The organism is Streptomyces sp. NPDC051018, assembly GCF_044456085.1.
GTDB lineage: Bacteria > Actinomycetota > Actinomycetes > Streptomycetales > Streptomycetaceae > Streptomyces.
Genome location: NZ_JBITFN010000019.1, coordinates 61,091 through 78,053 on the forward strand (window position 1 = coordinate 61,091; position 16,963 = coordinate 78,053).

The window sequence follows — 16,963 nt, forward strand, 5'->3', positions numbered from 1 at the left end:
CGCCCGGACCGGTCCCGTCCGTTGAACCCGGGCCCGCCACGTAACACCCGGCCCGGCACACCTGCCCCGGCCCGGGTCGCGTCCGTTGAACCCGGACCCGCCCACCCCCGGCCGGATCCGTGGCCCCCGCCGCCGGACCCCGTGGCGACCCGGCGGAGGCGGAGGCGGCCGGGACGGCGCTGCCCGGCGCGCTTCTCGCACGCCGGGCAGCACTCCGTCAGTCCCCGATACGGACCCGGTGACGGGTCAGCCCGTGTTGCGGAGCCCCGCCGCGACCCCGTTCACCGTCAGCAGCAGCGCGCGCGACAGCAGCGGGTCCGCCTCCTCGTCCCGTTCCGCGGCGCGCCGCTGGCGGGCCAGGAGGGAGACCTGGAGATAGGAGATCGGGTCCAGATAGGCGTCCCGGATCGCGAACGTCTGCTGGAGGACCGGGTTGGAGTCGAGCAGCCGCTGTCCGCCCGTGATCTTCAGGACCTCCGCGACGGTCAGCTCGTGCTCCGCCTCGATCGCGGCGAAGACATGCTTCAGCTGCTCGGGCACCAGGGTGTCCACATAGTGCCGGGCGATCCGCAGATCGGTCTTCGCGAGGGTCATCTCGACATTCGCGAGGAAGTTGCGGAAGAAGTGCCACCGTCCGTGCATCTCGTCCAGCACGGTGTCCAGCCCGGCCTCCCGCAGTGCCTTGAGACCCGAGCCCACCCCGTACCACCCCGGCACGATCTGCCGGGACTGGGTCCAGCCGAAGACCCAGGGGATGGCCCGCAGCCCGTCGAGCCCGGCGCCGGAGTCCGGGCGGCGGGACGGGCGGGAGCCCAGATGGAGTTCGGCGAGCTGGTCCACGGGCGTGGAGGCGAAGAAGTACGCGGGCAGGTCCGGGTCCTCCACCAGACGGCGGTAGGCCGCGTGCGCCGCGTCCGAGACGGTGTCCATCGCCGCGTCCCAGCGTGCCAGCGACTCGTCCGACTGCCGGGGCGCGGTGTGCAGGGCGGACGCCTGGAGCGTGGCCGCGACCGTCAGCTCCAGGTTCTCCCGGGCGAGGGAGGGGATCAGATACTTGTCGGAGATGACCTCGCCCTGCTCGGTCACCTTGATCTCGCCCTCCAGCGTGCCCCACGGCTGCGCGAGGATCGCCTCGGCGGAGGGGCCGCCGCCCCGGCCGACCGTGCCGCCGCGGCCGTGGAAGAGCCGCAGCCGCACACCGTGGCGGTGGGCCACGTCGCGCAGCCGCCGCTGGGCCCGGTGGATCTCCCACTGCGAGGTGGTGATACCGCCGAACTTCGACGAGTCCGAGTAGCCGAGCATGACCTCCTGGACATCGCCGCGCAGCGAGACGAGCCGCCGGTAGGAGGGGTCGGAGAGCATGTCGTCGAGGATGACGTCCGCGGCGCGCAGCTCGTCCGTGGTCTCCAGCAGCGGGACGATGCCGATCTTCGCCCAGCCCCCGTGGAGGTCGAGCAGCCCGGCCTCGCGCGCCAGCACGGCCGCCGCGAAGACGTCGTCGGCGCCCTGGCACATGGAGATGATGTACGACTCGATGACCTCGGGCCCGAAGCGCTCGAACGCCTCCCGGACCGTGTGGAAGACCCCGAGGGTCTTCTCGCCCGCCGCGTCCAGCGGCGCCGGGGTGGGCGCGAGGGGCCGGCGGGAGCGCAGTTCCTTCGCGAGCAGCTTCTGCCGGTACTCGCGGGGCATGTCCGCGTACCGCCAGGACTCCTCGCCGAGCCGGTCGAAGAGCTGGCCGAGGGTGTGGTGGTGGGCGTCCGCGTGCTCGCGTACGTCCATGGTGGCGAGCTGGATGCCGAAGGCGGCGAGCGTGCGGATCGTACGGTCCAGATGGCCGTCGGCGAAGAGTCCGCCGCGGTGCGCCCGCAGGGAGGTCTGGATCAGGGTGAGATCGGCGAGCAGTTCGGCGGTGCCGAGGTAGTCGCGGCCGGGTTCGTGCGCGGAGGCCCTGGCCAGGCGGTCACGGGTGTTGACGAGCTTCTGCCGGACGCAGGTGGCCTTGAGGCGGTACGGCTCCTCCGCGTTGAGCCGCTTGTAGCGGGGGCTGATCTCCGGCAGCCGCTCCAGGTCCGTCTGGAGGGAGTCGAGCAGTTCCTCGGTCGCCCCGGTGTAGCGGATGGAGTTGGAGAGCAGTCCGCGCAGGGAGTCGACGAGGTCGAGCGCGTCGGTGATCCCGTGCTCGTGCTGGAGGATCAGGACGTCCCAGGTCACCTTGGGGGTGACATTGGGGTTGCCGTCGCGGTCGCCGCCGATCCAGGTGCCGAAGGTCAGCGGACGGGTGCCGGGAGGCAGTTCGACGCCGATGCGCCCCAGTTCGGCGGCGAGGTCCTCCAGGACGTCGCCGACGGCGTTGGCATGCAGTTCGTCGAGGTAGTAGATCGCGTTGCGCGCCTCGTCGGCGGGCTCGGGCCGGACGACACGCAGTTCGTCGGTCTGCCAGATGAGGTCGATGTTCTCGGCGAGCCGCAGATCGCAGCGGCGCCGGTCGGCGGGGCCGGCGCCCCGGCCCGCGTCCCGCTCCAGCAGTCCGGCGATCCGGCGCAGCTTGTTCAGCACCGAGCGGCGGGCGGCCTCGGTGGGGTGGGCGGTGAAGACCGGGCGTACGTTCAGGTTCTTCACGGTCTCGCGCAGATGCTCGGGGTCGGCGTCCTTGAGCCGGTCCGCGGTACGGGCCAGCAGTCCGCCCTCGGCGGCGCGCCGCTCGCGCATCTCATGGCCCCGGTGCACCTGCTCGGTGACATTGGCCAGATGGAAGTACGTGGAGAACGCGCGTACCAGCTTGGCCGCGGTCTCCAGATCGGTGTCGCCGAGCAGCCGCGCCGCCGCCTCGCCGTCGCTGCGGGTCAGGGCTCGCACCTGCTCGACGAGGTCGAGCAGGTCGGGGCCCTCCTGTCGGACGATCGTCTCGCCGAGGAGGTCGCCCAGTCGGCGGATGTCGGCACGGAGTTCGGCGCTGGCCGTGGGTGTCTGGTCGGCACTGCTCACAGGTGCGGCTCCTTGCAGTGTTTGAGCACGTCTGGAGGGGTACTGGAGGCTGCGGACCGCGCTGTCCGACACGGTCCAGGATAGGTGTCCGTCCGCCCGGCGCCGTCGACAGGGCCTCTTGCCGCGAGGCTGCGCGCTGCCATACTTACGTTGCCGTAGGTTACGCACCCGTAGCCCGGCCCTTCCGCGTATCCCGTACGCCCTTCTCCCACCCCCCGTCTCTCACCCCCCAGGGGACCATTCATGACGACAAGCCCCGACCTGCTCGACGACGTCCCGAAGGCTCCGGCCGGCCCGGATCCGGCCGCTGCCCTCCCGTCCGCCACGCTCGGCGGGGACAGCAAGCGGTCGATCGAGCAGATCACCCTGCTGCTCTTCATCACGGTTCCCTTCCTGGCCGTGCTGGCGGCGGTGCCGCTGGCCTGGGGCTGGGGGGTGAGCTGGCTCGACCTCGGTCTGATGGCCGCGATGTACTTCATCGGCTGCCACGGCATCACGGTCGGCTTCCACCGCTACTTCACGCACGGCTCGTTCAAGGCGAGGCGTCCGCTGCGGATCGCTCTCGCGGTCGCGGGCTCGCTGGCGGTCGAGGGCCCCCTGGTGCGCTGGGTCGCGGACCACCGCAAGCACCACAAGTTCTCGGACGCCGAGGGCGATCCGCACTCCCCGTGGCGGTTCGGCGAGAGTGTGCCCGCGCTGCTGAAGGGTCTGTGGTGGGCGCATATCGGCTGGATGTTCGACGAGGAACAGACCCCGCAGCAGAAATACGCCCCGGATCTGATCAAGGATCCGGCCATCCGCCGCATTTCCCGCCACTTCGTCTTCTACACCGTGGTGTCGCTGGCGATCCCGCCGCTCGTCGGCGGGCTGGTGACGATGTCGTGGTGGGGCGCGTTCACGGCGTTCTTCTGGGGCTCGCTGGTACGGGTCGCGCTGCTGCACCATGTGACCTGGTCGATCAACTCGATCTGCCACGCGGTCGGCAAGCGCCCGTTCAGATCACGTGATCGTTCCGGCAACGTGTGGTGGCTCGCGGTCCTGTCCTGCGGAGAGTCCTGGCACAACCTCCACCACGCCGATCCGACCTCCGCCCGGCACGGCGTTCTGCGGGGTCAGGTGGACTCCAGCGCCCGGCTGATCCGCTGGTTCGAGCGGCTGGGGTGGGCCTATGACGTGCGCTGGCCGACGGCCTCGCGGATCGACTCCCGCAGGACCACCGAAGCCGCCGACACGGCATGATGGAGGACGTGGCGACCGACGGCAGCAGTGGTACGGACAGGAACCGGTCATCGGGACGGCGCACGCGCCGGGTGCGGATGACCGGTGCGGAGCGCCGCGAACAGCTGCTGGACATCGGCCGCGCGCTCTTCGCCGACAAGGGCTTCGAGGGCACCTCGGTGGAGGAGATCGCCTCCAAGGCGGGCGTTTCCAAACCCGTGGTCTACGAGCACTTCGGCGGCAAGGAGGGCCTGTACGCGGTGGTGGTCGACCGTGAGATGCGCCAGCTGCTGGACATGGTGACAGGCGCGCTGACCGCCGGGCACCCGCGTGAGTTGCTGGAACAGGCCGCGTTCGCCCTCCTCGACTACATCGAGACCTATACGGACGGCTTCCGGATCCTGGTACGGGACTCCCCGGTCGCCCAGTCGACGGGCACCTTCGCCTCGCTGATCAGCGATATCGCGACCCAGGTCGAGGACATTCTCGGCATGGAGTTCAAGAACCGCGGCTTCGACCCGAAGCTCGCCCCGCTGTACGCGCAGGCACTGGTCGGGATGGTCGCGCTGACCGGCCAGTGGTGGCTGGACGCGCGCCGCCCGAAGAAGGCGGAGGTGGCGGCGCATCTGGTGAACCTGGCCTGGCACGGCCTGGACGGCCTGGAGCCGAAGCCCCGGCTGATGGGCCACCGCAAGAACTGATCCCGGTACCGGGGGCCGCCCCTGGCTGGTACCGCCCCTGCCCCGGCGGATGGAGGCCATGCCCCCGGTGAGGATCCCCCCGGACGGAGTCCGGGGGAGAACCGAGCCAGGCCGTCCGGGGCCGTACCGCCGGACATCCCGGACACCCCTGCGCGGCCGCTCCGGGGGACGGAACCGGCGGGGACGCGTCAGCGGGGCTTCGTCGCGACGGCGAAGATACGGCGGAAGGGGAAGACCGTGCCGTGCGGGCCCGGCGGATACGCCTCCCGCAGCAGCGCCCGGTACTCGCCAAGGAAGGCTTTCAGCGCGTCCTCGTCGTCCGCGAGCTCCGTGAGGACGGGCCGCAGGGTGGTGCCCTTGATCCAGTCGAGGACCGGGTCGTCGCCCGTGAGGAGCTGGGCGTAGGTCGTCTCCCACGCGTCCGCCTCACAGCCGAGGTCCACCAGGCGGGCGAGATAGTCCGCCGGGTCGAGGACGAAGACGGAGCCGAGCCCCCGGCCGGAGAGGCGTTCGCGCCAGGGGGCGCGCCCGCACAGGTCGGCGAGGAGGGTGTGGCTGGGCGCGCCCGCGTTGCCGGGCACCTGGAAGGCGAAGGTGCCCCCGGGGGTGAGACCGCCGATCCAGCGGGCGAAGGATTCGGCGTGGCCGGGCACCCACTGGAGCGCGGCGTTGGAGACGATCAGGTCGTACGGCTCGTCCGGTGTCCAGTGGGCCGCGTCGGCGGGCCGGAAGTCGAGCCGGCCGCCGCCCGGTGCCGGGCCCGCGTGGTCCCTCGTGGCGAGGGCGAGCATCTCGGGCGAGTTGTCGAAGCCGGTGATACGGGCGCGGGGCCAGCGCCGGGCGAGCAGGGCGGTGACATTGCCGGCACCGCAGCCGAGGTCGGCGATACGGACGGGTGCGCCGTCCCCCCGGGGCGGTTCGGGAACCCGGGCGAGGAGATCGAGGAAGGGGCGGGTGCGGTGTCCGGAGTGCCGGAGGTACTGGTGCGGGTCCCAGATCGGTTCGGAAGGCATGCTCGGATCCCTCACAGGAACGGATGACTGAAGGCACGGCTGACTGAGAGCAGGACGGCCGAGGGCAGGACGGCTGAGAGCGGGACGGCTCAAGGCGCGGCTGACCGAAAAGGAACGGGGGTCCGCCCGTCCCGGTTCCACGAACCGCACTCAGCGGCCCACGATCCACCAGAAGGTCTCTTGATGTCAAGAGACTTCATGTCGAGGGACCCTTTACACTGATCGTCATGGAGGACGAGGTCGATCGACTGGTCGCAGCGTGGCGCCGCGAGCGCCCTGACCTCGACGTGGAACCGCTTGAGGTGCTCAGCCGCGTCTCCAGGCTGGCCCGTCATCTGGACCGGGCGCGGCGGCTGGCCTTCTCCGAGCATCAGCTCGAACCGTGGGAATTCGACGTCCTCACCTCGCTGCGGCGCGCGGGAGCGCCGTATCAGCTCTCCCCAGGACAACTGCTCACCCAGACGCTGGTGACCTCCGGCACGATGACCAACCGCATCGACCGGCTGGCCAAAAGGAATCTGGTGGAGCGGCTGCCCGACCCCAGCGACCGGCGCGGTGTGCTCGTACGGCTCACCGCCGAGGGCCGGGACCGGGCGGACCAGGCGCTCGCCGGGCTGCTCGCCCAGGAGCGCGCGATCCTCGCCGAGCTGTCCCGGGCCCAGCGGGCGGAGCTGGCGGCGCTGCTACGCCAGCTGACCGCCCCGTTCGACAACATCCCCGGCTAGGTCCACCGGGCCGACGCCCGCCCGGCGCGCCAGTGCCACCGCGGCGAGGGTGGAGTGCACACCGAGCTTGCCCAGCACGTTCTGCATATGCGTCCGGACGGTGTGCGGCGACAGGAACAGGCGCTCGGCGACGGCCTTGCGCCCCAGGCCCGCGACCATGCACCGCAGGACCTCCCGCTCGCGCGGGGTGAGCGACTCGACCAGCCGCTCGCTCTCCGTGCGGTGCTTACGTGCGGCCGTCAGCTCGCGCAGCACACCGGTGAGCAGCGCGGGCGGCAGATGCGTCTCGTCCCGCAGCACGCCTCTGATGACCGCGAGCAGCCGCTGGAGCGAGCAGTCCTTGGCGACCCAGCCGGAGGCGCCCGCCTGGAGCGCGAGGGCGGCCCGGCGGGGGTCGTCCTTCTCCGCGAGCACGACACTGCGGACGGTGGGCTGGCCGGAGCGCACCCCCGAGACGAGCGCTATGCCGTCGACCAGACCGTCCTCGCCGTCGTCGGCGACGGCGCGGGCGACCGGCGTACGCGAGCCGTGCCCCGGAGCGGGGGCGGTCCCCGCCGCCGCGAGGCCCGCGCCCTGGACGATGCCCGTGCCGAGATCGGCGTCCACGAGCATGACGTCGAAACCCCGGCCCTCGGCGGCCGCCCGCTCAAGGCACCGCAAGGCCGCGGGACCGCTGCCGGCGGCGGAGACATCGACATCGGGCTCGGCCGCGAGCGCGGCAGCCAGTGACTCGGCGAAGATTCGGTGGTCATCCACCACCAGGACCCGGATACGGACCACAGACACCCCCTGTGTCGGAGGACGGCTCGGCGCGGGGCACGCCACCCGGACGGGTGCGCCAGCGCCGCCCGGCCGCCGCCGCGCTGTCACTGATACCCCGCCCCGGGCGTCGTACCCGGCTGTCTCGCCCCCTGATCAACACCGGCCCCCACCGGCGCTGAGCATCAGAGTACGGCCGGGCGGCGGGAGGGGAAGTGTATTTGCAGAACTGGTGGTCCCGGCGTGTTCATGGTGGGCCGGATGCGTCCGGTGTGGCGAAAACCCGCGGTCCGGGCCTGTTCCGGCACCGGACGGGCAGGCCGCGCGGCCCGGATACGGGCCCGGGGCGCGTCCGGTACCGGGTCCGTGACCGGGATCGGGTCCTGGGCCCGGCGTCGGGCCGGTGCGCGGCCGGGGTCACGAGCGCGGCCCGTTGGACGTCATGTCCGGGGTGCGTCGGTGACCGGTTCTCGCTGCGGAAGTGGCCGTGATCCCCGGTACGGGAGTGGTCGTGTCCCGGTACGGGAGTCGTGGTGTCTCGGTACGGAGTCGTGGTGTCTCGGTACGGGAGTCGTCCCGTCCGGGTGCGCCTGTGGTCATGTCCCGCGTGCCGATGACCTCATGCCCCGCGCGCGGAAGCACGGAGACGGCGTGCGCGGCGGCGATTGCGCCACCAGGTCACCGCCCACAGGGTGTGCACGCCCCCGAGCGCCAGCAGAACCGCCGCCGCGTCGAGCTTGTCGGCGAGCGGGCGGTCCGCTCCCCAGCCGTTCAGGGCCCGGCCGATCAGGGTGAGGTCGGCGGGCAGGGTCACCGCCGCGAGGAACGCCAGACACAGCGCGGTGCCCACCACCAGGACGGGGGTGTAGGCGCGGACCGCCCGCCGCTCCCGCGCGGGCAGTCCCAGGGTCGGGTCCTTCGGCGGTTTCCCGCGCCGCCGGGCCGCGTACCGCAGCCGCCGGGCGGTGTAGCGGGCGTACGCCAGACCGTCGCCGTAGAGGTTGCGGCACCCGAGGACGTCCTGGAGCACGAAGTACACGTCCGTACGCATGAAGACCATGAACTGGAACGGCGTCGAGAGCACCACGATCAGCGCCACGGCCAGCAGTACCCGGCGGGCCGTCGTCCCCGGCCCGGTCGCGGAGGCGCACAGGACGGCGGCCGAGGACACCGTCAGGTTGAGGGCCATGCCCGCCAGATAGGCGGTGATGCGATGGCGGCGGGGAGCGAGTTCGATCCCGCTGATGTCGGTCTGCATGACCAGGAACTGCAGACGTGTCCCGAGCCGGATCCGCGCGGGTACGCCGGTGGCGCGGGCGACCGCGAGATGCGCGCACTCGTGCAGTACCAGCATCAGCCAGCCCGCGGCGGCACTGAGGGCGATGACCGCGCTGCCCCGGGGGTGCCACAGCAGGCTCCGGTAGCCGAGGGACAGATCGGGTCTGCGGACGAGGACGACGAGGGCGGCCGCGACCAGCGCGGCGACGACGACGGGGACCGCCGGGCTCAGCGTCCAGCGCACATGCCGGGGCCGCAGCCAGCGCAGACTGGGCTTCGGCGGGGGCGGGGAGGGGACCGGCCGTCCGTTGATCTCGGCCACGAAGTGCAGTCCCGCCAGGGCTCCGACGAAGTCCACGACATCCGTGTCCTCCCTGGTCTCCTCCCGCAGCCGCTCGGCCGCGCCGTCGACGGTCAGGCCCTGTTCCAGCAGTTCGATGGCGCGGACGCCCACCTCGGGCAGGGCCACGAAGTCGCCGGTGTCCATCCGGCCGACGATCCACTCCCCGCCCTCGTGGCGGCGGGCCAGCTCATGGAAGCGGACGTACGCCGTCCCGTCGGCCACCGGGGCCGGTCCGGACGCGTCGGTCCCGGTCCCGGTCCCCGGCGCACCGCCGCCGGTCACGCGTGCTCCGCGGACGACGTCTCCCGCGCCGACACCTCCCGCGCCGGAGGGCCGGGCTGCCCCGGCGGCTCCCCCGAGGAGGGGCCCGGCGGCTCCTGTGACTCCTGCGGGCCCTGCGGCTGCCCGGGGTGTCGTGACTCCGGCGGCCCCTGTGGTTCCAGCGCCTCCCGGGGCTCCGCCCCCTCCTGTGCGGGCGCGTCCCCGCAGGCGGGGCAGTCCGGGCGGCGGGCGGATCGCGCGGTGATGGGTTCGCCCGGGACCATCAGGTTCACCCCGATCCGGCAGCCGGGTTCGAAGGGCGGCGCTCCGGTCAGCAGGGCGAGGGCCGCATGGGCCATGAGGCTGCCGGAGAGTCCCGCGGTGACCGCGTCGGCGGGGTTCCAGGGCATGCGCGGGGAGGCGATCTCCTCGTCCTGGCCGGGAGCCAGCCGCAGATCACGGCCCTCGATCTCGGTGGCCCGCAGACACTCCCAGCAGGCGCCCCGGCGGGGGACGAACGCGCCCACGGTGGCGAGCGGACCCCGGTAACCGGCCTCCACCCAGGGCAGACCGAGCTCCAGACAGACCCCGTTCGCCCAGCGGCGGATCTCCGGCGGCCGGTCGGCGGCCATGACCAGCAGGTCGTAGCCCGCGCCGGGGCCGCCGCCGGGTGCGCTGGAGGGTCCCCCGCCCTGGCCGCCGTGAGGTCCCCCGCCGGCGGGGCCGTCCGGAGAGCCGTGCGCCGGGCCGTGCGGGGAGGCGGCCGCCGGGGACGGTGCTCCGGCGGTCAGCAGCGCGGCGAGTTCCCCGGGCCCCCGCACCTCGCGGGCCTCGCCCGTCACGGTCACATCGGAGTTCAGCGCCCGCAGCACCTCCACGGCGGCCTCCGCCTTGGACCTGCCGATGTCGCTCTCCCGGTAGAGCGGCTGCCGGTTGAGGTTGGACAGCTCGACGGTGTCGGGGTCCACACAGTGCAGCCGGCCCACACCGGAGGCGACCAGCGCCCTCGCGGCGTAGCCGCCCGTACCGCCGACGCCGACGAGCAGCACCCGGGAGGCGCGCAGAGCGAGCTGGACTTCCCAGAGGCCCGTGCGGGGAGTGCGGTCCATCCAGCGCAGGAGGGTGACGCCCCGGCTGTAGCGGTCGCGTTCGCGTGCGGACAGTTCAGGGGGGACGGCCGCGCCCGCGTCCTCGACGTATCCCGCCGCCAGGAGGTCCTCCATCGCCTGGCGGACGTCCTCGGCCGACACGGCCGGATGGGTGCGGGCGACCTCGGCCACGACCGCGCCCGGGGCACGGGTGCCGTCCATCGCCTCCGTCAGCGACCAGACCCATCCTTGCTGGTCACGGATCTCCGCGCCGATCCCGTACACCACGCTGCCGATGCGCACATTGCCGTCGCCGGTGCGGTACGGACGGTGCTCGGGCTTGATCCGGGGGGACTTCATCACTGCGACCGAGACCACGTGATTCCTTCCGCCGTTCGACCTTTCCTTGACACTCTGAACGCGGCGGCCGACGCTTTACAAGCGGGATCGCGAGATCCCGATGTATCACCAAATCCCCCGACGTACACACAAGTTGACGTAAGGAGTGGACATGGCACAGAAGATCGAGATCCGTCCCCTGGACAAGAAGGAAACGACGGAGAACAGCAACTCGACCGGTTCCTGACCGGTCGCGGCCCATGAGGACCTGATCCCGTGGACGGGTCCTGGCAGCGGGGCCGGCGCACTTCACCGCGCCGGCCCCGCGTCGTTCCCCAACGACACGCCCCGGCGGCGAACGAGGAGACCATGTCCGACACGGCAGCGCCCGGATACCCCAACGGCTACCCGACCACGGAGCAACTGACGGACCACGCACGGGCACTGGCGGCGCGCCGGCCCGGGATCGCGCGGCTGAGCAGCGTCGGAGCTTCGCGGGCGGGCCGGCCGCTGTGGCTGCTGTCGCTCGGACACGGTACGCGCCACGTCCTCACCGTCGCCGGGGCGCATGCGAACGAACCCGTCGGCGGCGCGGCCTGTCTGCGCCTCGCCGACCGTCTCTGCTCGGGCGATCTGCTCGGCGCCCGGGACATCAGCTGGCATCTGCTGCTCTGTCTTGACCCGGACGGGGCCGCCCTCAACGAGCCGTGGCCGTCCGAGCGGCCTTCGCTGCGGGAGCACTACCGGGGCTTCTTCCGGCCCGCCGCCGCGAGCCAGCCGGAGTTCCCGCCCGAGGGCGGCGATCGCGACTCCCTGATGCCCGAGTCACGGGCCCTGATCTCGCTGCTGGACGAGCTGCGGCCCCGGCTCCAGTTCTCCCTCCACGGCCATGAGGTCGGCGGCGCCTTCGTCCAGCTCACCGGCCCGGTCCCGGGCGCCCCGGACGCCTTCCGCGAAGCCGCGGCCGCCCTGGACGTACCCCTGGAGTTCCGCCCGTACGACGGTGTGGACTGGATCGCGGACTCCCCCGGTGTGCTGCTGCTGCCCGAGGGCAGCGGCACCAGCGAGCGGGACCCCGGCGGCTTCTCGGCCCAGGCGACCTGGATGTACGCCATGCGCCACGGCACGGTCTCCGTCGTCGCCGAGGCGCCCATGTGGGCGGCGGGAGCCGTGAGCGACCCCCGGCCCGTGACCGACCCCGAGCGCGAGGTCGCCACGGCGTGCGAACTGCTCCTCGACCGTGTCGAACAGGTGGAGAAGGCGCTCGGCGGCCTGCTGCCCGAGGGCCCCGGCACGGCGGCCTGCCCCCTGGCCGCCGCCGCCCGTGAACTGCTGGACGTCTGCCCCGCGATCGCCGGCACCTGGCACTCCCTGAGCCCGCCCCGGGCGGCGGCGGCCGCGATGGGGACGACCGCGGGCAACCGTGCCTCCCTGGGCATCGCGGCCCGCCGGATCACCCTGCGCGCGGCGGCCATGTCCCGCCGCGCCCTCGCCCCCGGGGGTCCCGCGCAGGCGCTCGCCGCCCTGGATGCCCTGCTGGACGGCTGGTCCCGGGAGTTCGAGACCGCCTTCTCGCCCCGCTGGCTCCCGGTGGCCACCCAGGCGGAGCTGCATGTCTCCACGATGCTCGGCATCACGGACCGGGCGCTGGGGACCGGCCTTCTTGGTGACGGTCCCTGACGGTCCGGCGGGCCACCGGGCGCCGGGCACGTACGGGCCGCACGGGCCGGTCGGCAGGTCCACCGGATCTCCGGGCACCGGCCCGGTCAGGGTTCCGCCGGTCCCCCGGACCGGGCCGCTCATGGGCCCACCGCTCGTACGGGCCGACCGCTCAGGCCAGCCTTCTCGCGCCCTCCGACGCCTTCGCCGCGAAGATCACCGGCGGCTCGTACGACGCGGACGCGAACGCCGATTCCACCGCGGCCGTGACGGCTTCCGCCCCGACGCTCTCCGTGAGGACGATCGCGGAGCCGCCGAAGCCGCCGCCGGTCATCCGGGCGCCCAGCGCCCCGGCCACGAGGGAGGACTCGACGACGAGGTCCAGTTCGGGGCAGGAGACCCGGAAGTCGTCGCGCAGAGAGGTGTGGCTCTCGGTGAGGAGGGGCCCGACGGCGGGGAGCGCGCCGGACACGAGGGCGTCCGCGACCCGCTCCACCCGGGCGTTCTCCGTCACCACATGCCGGACCAGGGCCCGCGCGCGGGGGTCCGGGAGCCGTTCGAGGGCGTCCGGGAGACCGGCGGGTCCGATGTCCCGCAGCGCCGGGACCCCCAGCGCCACCGCCGCGGCCTCGCAGCCCGCCCGGCGCCCGGCGTACTCGCCTCCGCTGTGGGCGTGCCGCACACGGGTGTCGACGACGAGCAGGGTGAGGCCGTGGGCGCCGGGATCCAGCGGGATCGGGCGCCGGGACAGATCCCGGGTGTCCAGGTAGAGCGCGTGACCGGCCGTGCAGCAGGCGGAGGCGGTCTGGTCCATGATGCCGACGGGCGCGCCGACGTACTCGTTCTCCGCGCGCCGGCAGAGCAGGGCCAGTCCGGGCCGGTCCAGGCCCAGTCCGTACAGGTCGTTGAGAGCCAGCGCGGTGGCGACCTCCAGCGCCGCGGACGAGGACAGCCCCGCCCCCGCCGGGACGGCCGACTCGAAGGAGAGGTCCGCGCCTCCGAGGCGGTGGCCCGCCGTGCTCAGGGCCCAGTGGACGCCCGCCGGGTAGTCCGTCCAGCCGCGGGGCCCATGGCCGGGCGCGAGGTCGCGGACGCGCAGTTCGACCGCCCCGCCGGGTTCGTTTGCCGACCGCAGCCGCAGGACGCCGTCGCTCCGGCGCGCGGCCGTGGCGACGACGGTGTGCGGCAGCGCGAAGGGCAGGACGAGGCCGTCGTTGTAGTCGGTGTGCTCACCGATCAGATTGACCCGGCCGGGAGCGGCCCAGACGCCCTCCGTCATGACTGCCGCGTCCGGGCGAACTCCCAGGCGTCCGCGACGATGTCCGCCAGGGCGGGCCGCCGGGGCGCCCAGCCGAGGCGTTCCCGCGCGACCGCGGCGGAGGCGACGAGCACCGCCGGGTCCCCGGGGCGCCGGGGGGCGGGGGTGGCCGGCACGGGATGCCCGGTCACCGCGCGGACGGTCTCGACGACCTCGGCCACCGAGTAACCGCTGCCGTTGCCGAGGTTGCAGATCAGCTGCTCGCCCTCGCGGGCGGCGTCCAGCGCGAGCAGATGGGCCTCGGCGAGATCGGCGACATGGATGTAGTCGCGTACACAGGTGCCGTCGGGGGTCGGGTAGTCGTTCCCGTACACGGAGATCGACGTACGGCGGCCGAGCGCGACGTCGAGGAGCAGCGGTACGAGGTGGGACTCGGGCTCATGGCGCTCGCCCGAGCCGCCGTACGCACCGGCCACGTTGAAGTAGCGCAGGGAGACCGCCGCGAGCCCGTGGGCGGCGCACTCGCCGCCGATCATATGGTCGACGGCGAGCTTGGAGGCGCCGTAGGGGCTGGTGGGGGCGGTGGGGTCGGACTCGGTGACGGGGGTGCGGGCGGGCTCCCCGTACACAGCCGCCGTGGAGGAGAAGACGAGCCTGCGCACCCCGGCCGCGCGCATCGCGGCGAGCAGTGCCATCGTGCCGCCGACGTTGTTGTCCCAGTATTTCTCGGGTCTGGTGACCGACTCGCCGACCTGGGAGTACGCGGCAAAGTGCAGCACGGAGTCGTACGAGTCGTCCAGCCACTTGGTGGCGTCGCGGATATCGCCCTCGATGAACTCCGCGCCGTCCGGGACGCCCTCGCGGAATCCGGTGGAGAGGTTGTCGAGTACGACGACCTCGTGGCCCGCCTCCAGCAGCAGGCGGCCGACGACACCGCCGACGTACCCCGCCCCGCCCGTCACCAGGTACTTGCTCATGCGCTCGCTGCCTCCCGCAGTCGCTGGGCCGCGGCTTCCGGCGGCACATCGTTGATGAAAACGTCCATACCGGACTCGGTACCCGCCAGAAACTTCAGCCGGCCGGAACTCCGTCGAATGGTGAAAAGCTCCAGATGGAGCCCGAAACCGTCCCGGCCCTCCGCCCGCGCCGGCGCCTGGTGCCAGGCCGAGACATAGGGGGTCGGCGGTTCCACCGGGCCGAAGATCCGGTCGAAGCGCCGGAGGAGTTCCAGATAGACGCCGGGGAACGCGGCCCGTGCCGCGTCATCGAGACCGCCCAGGTCGGGTACGCGCCGCCGGGGGTAGAGATGCACCTCGTACGGCCAGTGAGCGGCGTACGGGACGAAGGCGACCCACTCCGGGCCGGTGAGGACGAGACGTGCGCCGTCGGCGAGTTCGCGCGCGACGATGTCGTCGAAGAGGTTCCGGCCGGTGGCCGCGCGGTGGTCGGCGGCGGAGCGCAGCATCAGCGCGGTGCGCGGGGTGACGAAGGGCAGGGCGTAGATCTGGCCGTGCGGATGGCCGAGGGTCACCCCGATCTCCGCGCCCCTGTTCTCGAAGCAGTAGACCTGCTCGACCCCCGGGCGTGCGGTGAGTTCGGCGGTGCGGTCGGTCCAGACGTCCAGGACGAGCGCGGCCCGGTCCTCGCCGAGGTCGGCGAAGGACGTGTGGTGGTCGGAGGTGAAGCAGACGACCTCGCAGCGGCCCGTGTCCCCGGCGAGGGAGGGGAAACGGTTCTCGAAGACGACGACGTCGTAGTCGGCCGCCGGGATCTCACTGAGGAGGCCGTCGCGGGAGGGGCACAGCGGACACTCACCGACGGGCGGACGGTACGTACGGGACTGGCGGTGGGACGCGATCACCACCCGGTCGCCGAGCAGCGGATCACGGCGGATCTCGGAACCGGTGGCGACGGGTCCGGCCGGGCGCCGGTCGGCGTCCGTGCGTACGGTGTCATGACGGGAGTCGTAGTAGAGCAGCTCACGACCGTCGGCGAGCCGGGTCGACGTCTTCTTCACGGCGGGCTCCCCTCACCCTCCCTCACACAACCGCGCATAAAGAACCACAAACGAACAGGCACCGTCAATGGACCGGTGCGCCTGTCCGGGTTATGCCTCTGTATATCGCCATAAACGGTGAAGTGACGTTATCCGGTGCCCCCGGCCCGGAAATTCCAGCCTCACCAGCGACGGAGTCCCGGCCCCGGGGCGGCCGAGCGACCGGGGGGAACCCAGCCCCGGCGACGTTCGAGGCGCGGGGCCGGGTCAGTCCCGAGCACCCCGGGAATCCCGGCCTGCCGACCGGGGAAACCCAGCCTCGCCGGCGATTGAGACGCGGGGTCCAGGACAGAGCCCCAGGAACCAGCCCGCACACACCCGGCAGAAACCCGACACCCAGGGCAACCCGGAAAACCCAGCCTCGCCGGCGATTGAGACGCGGGGCCCGGGACAGCCCCCCCGAAACCGGGGAACCCGTACCCCCGGCTCCCCGAAGACCCGGCCCCCTCGCCGGCCGACCCGTCAGGCCCCCGCCGCCCACTCCAGCGGCTTCTTGTGCCAGCCCTGCGTCAGCTCCACCGCCGCGGCCGTCTGGCCCTCCGGCACGAGGAACGCGGTGCAGATCTGCGCCGACTGCCCGGCCGAGAGCTTCTTGCCGTCGGCGGCGTCCGGGCAGTTCCGCCACTCCGCCTTCCCGAACATCACGAGCAGCGCCTTGGTACGCATGCCCGCCGCGGTCCGGACGACCAGATCGTCGTCCATGTCGTCCACCTCCATCGCCGGGCCGCTCTTGTGGGTGAGCGTCGTCCAGACGAAGACCGGGATCTGCGGACCGTTCTTCTCGTCCTTCTGAAGCCCCGAATTGTCCATGTCGGTCTTGGTGCCGGTCGCCACCCGGGTCGGAGTGACGGTGAACATCGCCCCGTCGGACGCCGTCTGGGTGCTCTCCTGCGGCGGGCTGGCCTCACCGAGCCGGTACGCCGTCTTCTCCTCGGCCGGCGCGGAGGCCCGCGCCTTGCCCTTCTTCTCCCCGCTCTTGTCGGTGCAGCCGGTCACGCCCGCCGCCAGCGCCACCACGCCGACCACCGCCGGAACAGCCCGAATCCACCTGCGCATGTCTTCCCCGCTTCCCCGAAGTTCCGTACCCGCCCGGCCCGAACACATCGAGATCACCGAACGCGTCCGGCGCCGGGTGTCTTTCTCGCGGCCTGACCGAAGCAGAACGTTCCGCCCGGACAGCCGCCCCTCCCCCGCTTGCGCGGAATGGCCAGAATACGGCCTTGCCGAGGGCGTCGGCGATCACCGGACCCCGGGAGAGAAACCAGGACCAGCGGTGG

The 16,963-nt window shown here is 72.6% G+C and carries 13 protein-coding genes; 4 read left to right on the plus strand and 9 right to left on the minus strand.

The features are described 5' to 3' along the window. Positions 1 to 246: 246 nt before the first annotated feature. Positions 247 to 2,988 carry a phosphoenolpyruvate carboxylase gene (gene ppc, locus ACIBCM_RS27525; RefSeq protein WP_399247724.1) on the minus strand — a complete coding sequence of 914 codons (2,742 nt, stop codon included), beginning with the start codon at positions 2,986 to 2,988 and terminating at the stop codon, positions 247 to 249. 243 nt (positions 2,989 to 3,231) lie between these two features. Here ppc and ACIBCM_RS27530 point away from each other — a divergent pair, with 243 nt between their 5' ends. Then, positions 3,232 to 4,227, plus strand: coding sequence for an acyl-CoA desaturase (locus tag ACIBCM_RS27530; protein WP_399247726.1), 996 nt, complete (start codon positions 3,232 to 3,234; stop codon positions 4,225 to 4,227). Then, positions 4,224 to 4,907, plus strand: a complete 684-nt coding sequence (locus tag ACIBCM_RS27535) for a TetR family transcriptional regulator (protein WP_399247728.1) — start codon at positions 4,224 to 4,226, stop codon at positions 4,905 to 4,907. The genes ACIBCM_RS27530 and ACIBCM_RS27535 overlap by 4 nt, the downstream gene beginning before the upstream one ends. 188 nt (positions 4,908 to 5,095) lie before the next feature. Here ACIBCM_RS27535 and ACIBCM_RS27540 read toward each other — a convergent pair whose 3' ends face one another. Continuing rightward, the gene (locus ACIBCM_RS27540) at positions 5,096 to 5,920 is read right to left on the minus strand and encodes a trans-aconitate 2-methyltransferase (protein ID WP_399247730.1); all 825 of its coding nucleotides are present in this window, start codon (positions 5,918 to 5,920) and stop codon (positions 5,096 to 5,098) included. Positions 5,921 to 6,147: 227 nt separating this feature from the next. On the opposite strand from ACIBCM_RS27540, the gene tamR reads away from it, so the two are divergent. After that, a complete protein-coding gene (gene tamR, locus ACIBCM_RS27545) occupies positions 6,148 to 6,645 on the plus strand; it encodes a MarR family transcriptional regulator TamR (protein ID WP_399247732.1) in 498 nt (165 codons plus the stop codon). On the opposite strand, the gene ACIBCM_RS27550 is transcribed toward tamR, so the two are convergent. The 3 genes from ACIBCM_RS27550 to ACIBCM_RS27560 form a co-directional block, all read right to left on the minus strand. Continuing rightward, positions 6,604 to 7,425, minus strand: coding sequence for a LuxR C-terminal-related transcriptional regulator (locus tag ACIBCM_RS27550; protein ID WP_399247733.1), 822 nt, complete (start codon positions 7,423 to 7,425; stop codon positions 6,604 to 6,606). The two genes, tamR and ACIBCM_RS27550, sit on opposite strands and share 42 nt — an antisense overlap. Positions 7,426 to 8,023: 598 nt before the next feature. Then, positions 8,024 to 9,307 (minus strand): hypothetical protein, encoded by a 1,284-nt coding sequence (locus ACIBCM_RS27555; RefSeq protein WP_399247735.1) that lies wholly within the window; start codon positions 9,305 to 9,307, stop codon positions 8,024 to 8,026. Then, positions 9,304 to 10,719, minus strand: coding sequence for a HesA/MoeB/ThiF family protein (locus ACIBCM_RS27560; RefSeq protein ID WP_399247864.1), 1,416 nt, complete (start codon positions 10,717 to 10,719; stop codon positions 9,304 to 9,306). The genes ACIBCM_RS27555 and ACIBCM_RS27560 overlap by 4 nt, the downstream gene beginning before the upstream one ends. Before the next feature lie 363 nt (positions 10,720 to 11,082). Between ACIBCM_RS27560 and ACIBCM_RS27565 the strand changes: the two genes are divergently transcribed. Next, positions 11,083 to 12,393, plus strand: coding sequence for a M14 family zinc carboxypeptidase (locus ACIBCM_RS27565; RefSeq protein ID WP_399247737.1), 1,311 nt, complete (start codon positions 11,083 to 11,085; stop codon positions 12,391 to 12,393). A gap of 151 nt (positions 12,394 to 12,544) precedes the next feature. Here ACIBCM_RS27565 and galK read toward each other — a convergent pair whose 3' ends face one another. The 4 genes from galK to ACIBCM_RS27585 form a co-directional block, all read right to left on the minus strand. Continuing rightward, positions 12,545 to 13,651, minus strand: a complete 1,107-nt coding sequence (gene galK / locus ACIBCM_RS27570) for a galactokinase (protein ID WP_399247739.1) — start codon at positions 13,649 to 13,651, stop codon at positions 12,545 to 12,547. Continuing rightward, on the minus strand, positions 13,648 to 14,607 hold the full coding sequence (gene galE, locus ACIBCM_RS27575) for a UDP-glucose 4-epimerase GalE (RefSeq protein ID WP_399247741.1): 960 nt from the start codon (positions 14,605 to 14,607) through the stop codon (positions 13,648 to 13,650). Before galE ends, galK begins: the two co-directional genes overlap by 4 nt. Then, positions 14,604 to 15,647, minus strand: a complete 1,044-nt coding sequence (galT, locus tag ACIBCM_RS27580) for a galactose-1-phosphate uridylyltransferase (RefSeq protein WP_399247743.1) — start codon at positions 15,645 to 15,647, stop codon at positions 14,604 to 14,606. The genes galE and galT overlap by 4 nt, the downstream gene beginning before the upstream one ends. A gap of 501 nt (positions 15,648 to 16,148) precedes the next feature. Next, positions 16,149 to 16,742: a hypothetical protein gene (locus ACIBCM_RS27585; RefSeq protein ID WP_399247745.1), complete on the minus strand. Its 594-nt coding sequence runs from the start codon at positions 16,740 to 16,742 to the stop codon at positions 16,149 to 16,151. Between the last annotated feature and the right edge of the window lie 221 nt (positions 16,743 to 16,963).

Coding starts and splice junctions, on each gene's coding strand:
- ACIBCM_RS27530 (WP_399247726.1), top strand. CDS start 3,232: ATGACGACAAGCCCCGACCTGCTCGACGACGTCCCGAAGGCTCCGGCC.
- ACIBCM_RS27535 (WP_399247728.1), top strand. CDS start 4,224: ATGATGGAGGACGTGGCGACCGACGGCAGCAGTGGTACGGACAGGAAC.
- ACIBCM_RS27540 (WP_399247730.1), bottom strand. CDS start 5,920: ATGCCTTCCGAACCGATCTGGGACCCGCACCAGTACCTCCGGCACTCC.
- tamR (WP_399247732.1), top strand. CDS start 6,148: ATGGAGGACGAGGTCGATCGACTGGTCGCAGCGTGGCGCCGCGAGCGC.
- ACIBCM_RS27565 (WP_399247737.1), top strand. CDS start 11,083: ATGTCCGACACGGCAGCGCCCGGATACCCCAACGGCTACCCGACCACG.
- galK (WP_399247739.1), bottom strand. CDS start 13,651: ATGACGGAGGGCGTCTGGGCCGCTCCCGGCCGGGTCAATCTGATCGGT.
- galE (WP_399247741.1), bottom strand. CDS start 14,607: ATGAGCAAGTACCTGGTGACGGGCGGGGCGGGGTACGTCGGCGGTGTC.
- ACIBCM_RS27585 (WP_399247745.1), bottom strand. CDS start 16,742: ATGCGCAGGTGGATTCGGGCTGTTCCGGCGGTGGTCGGCGTGGTGGCG.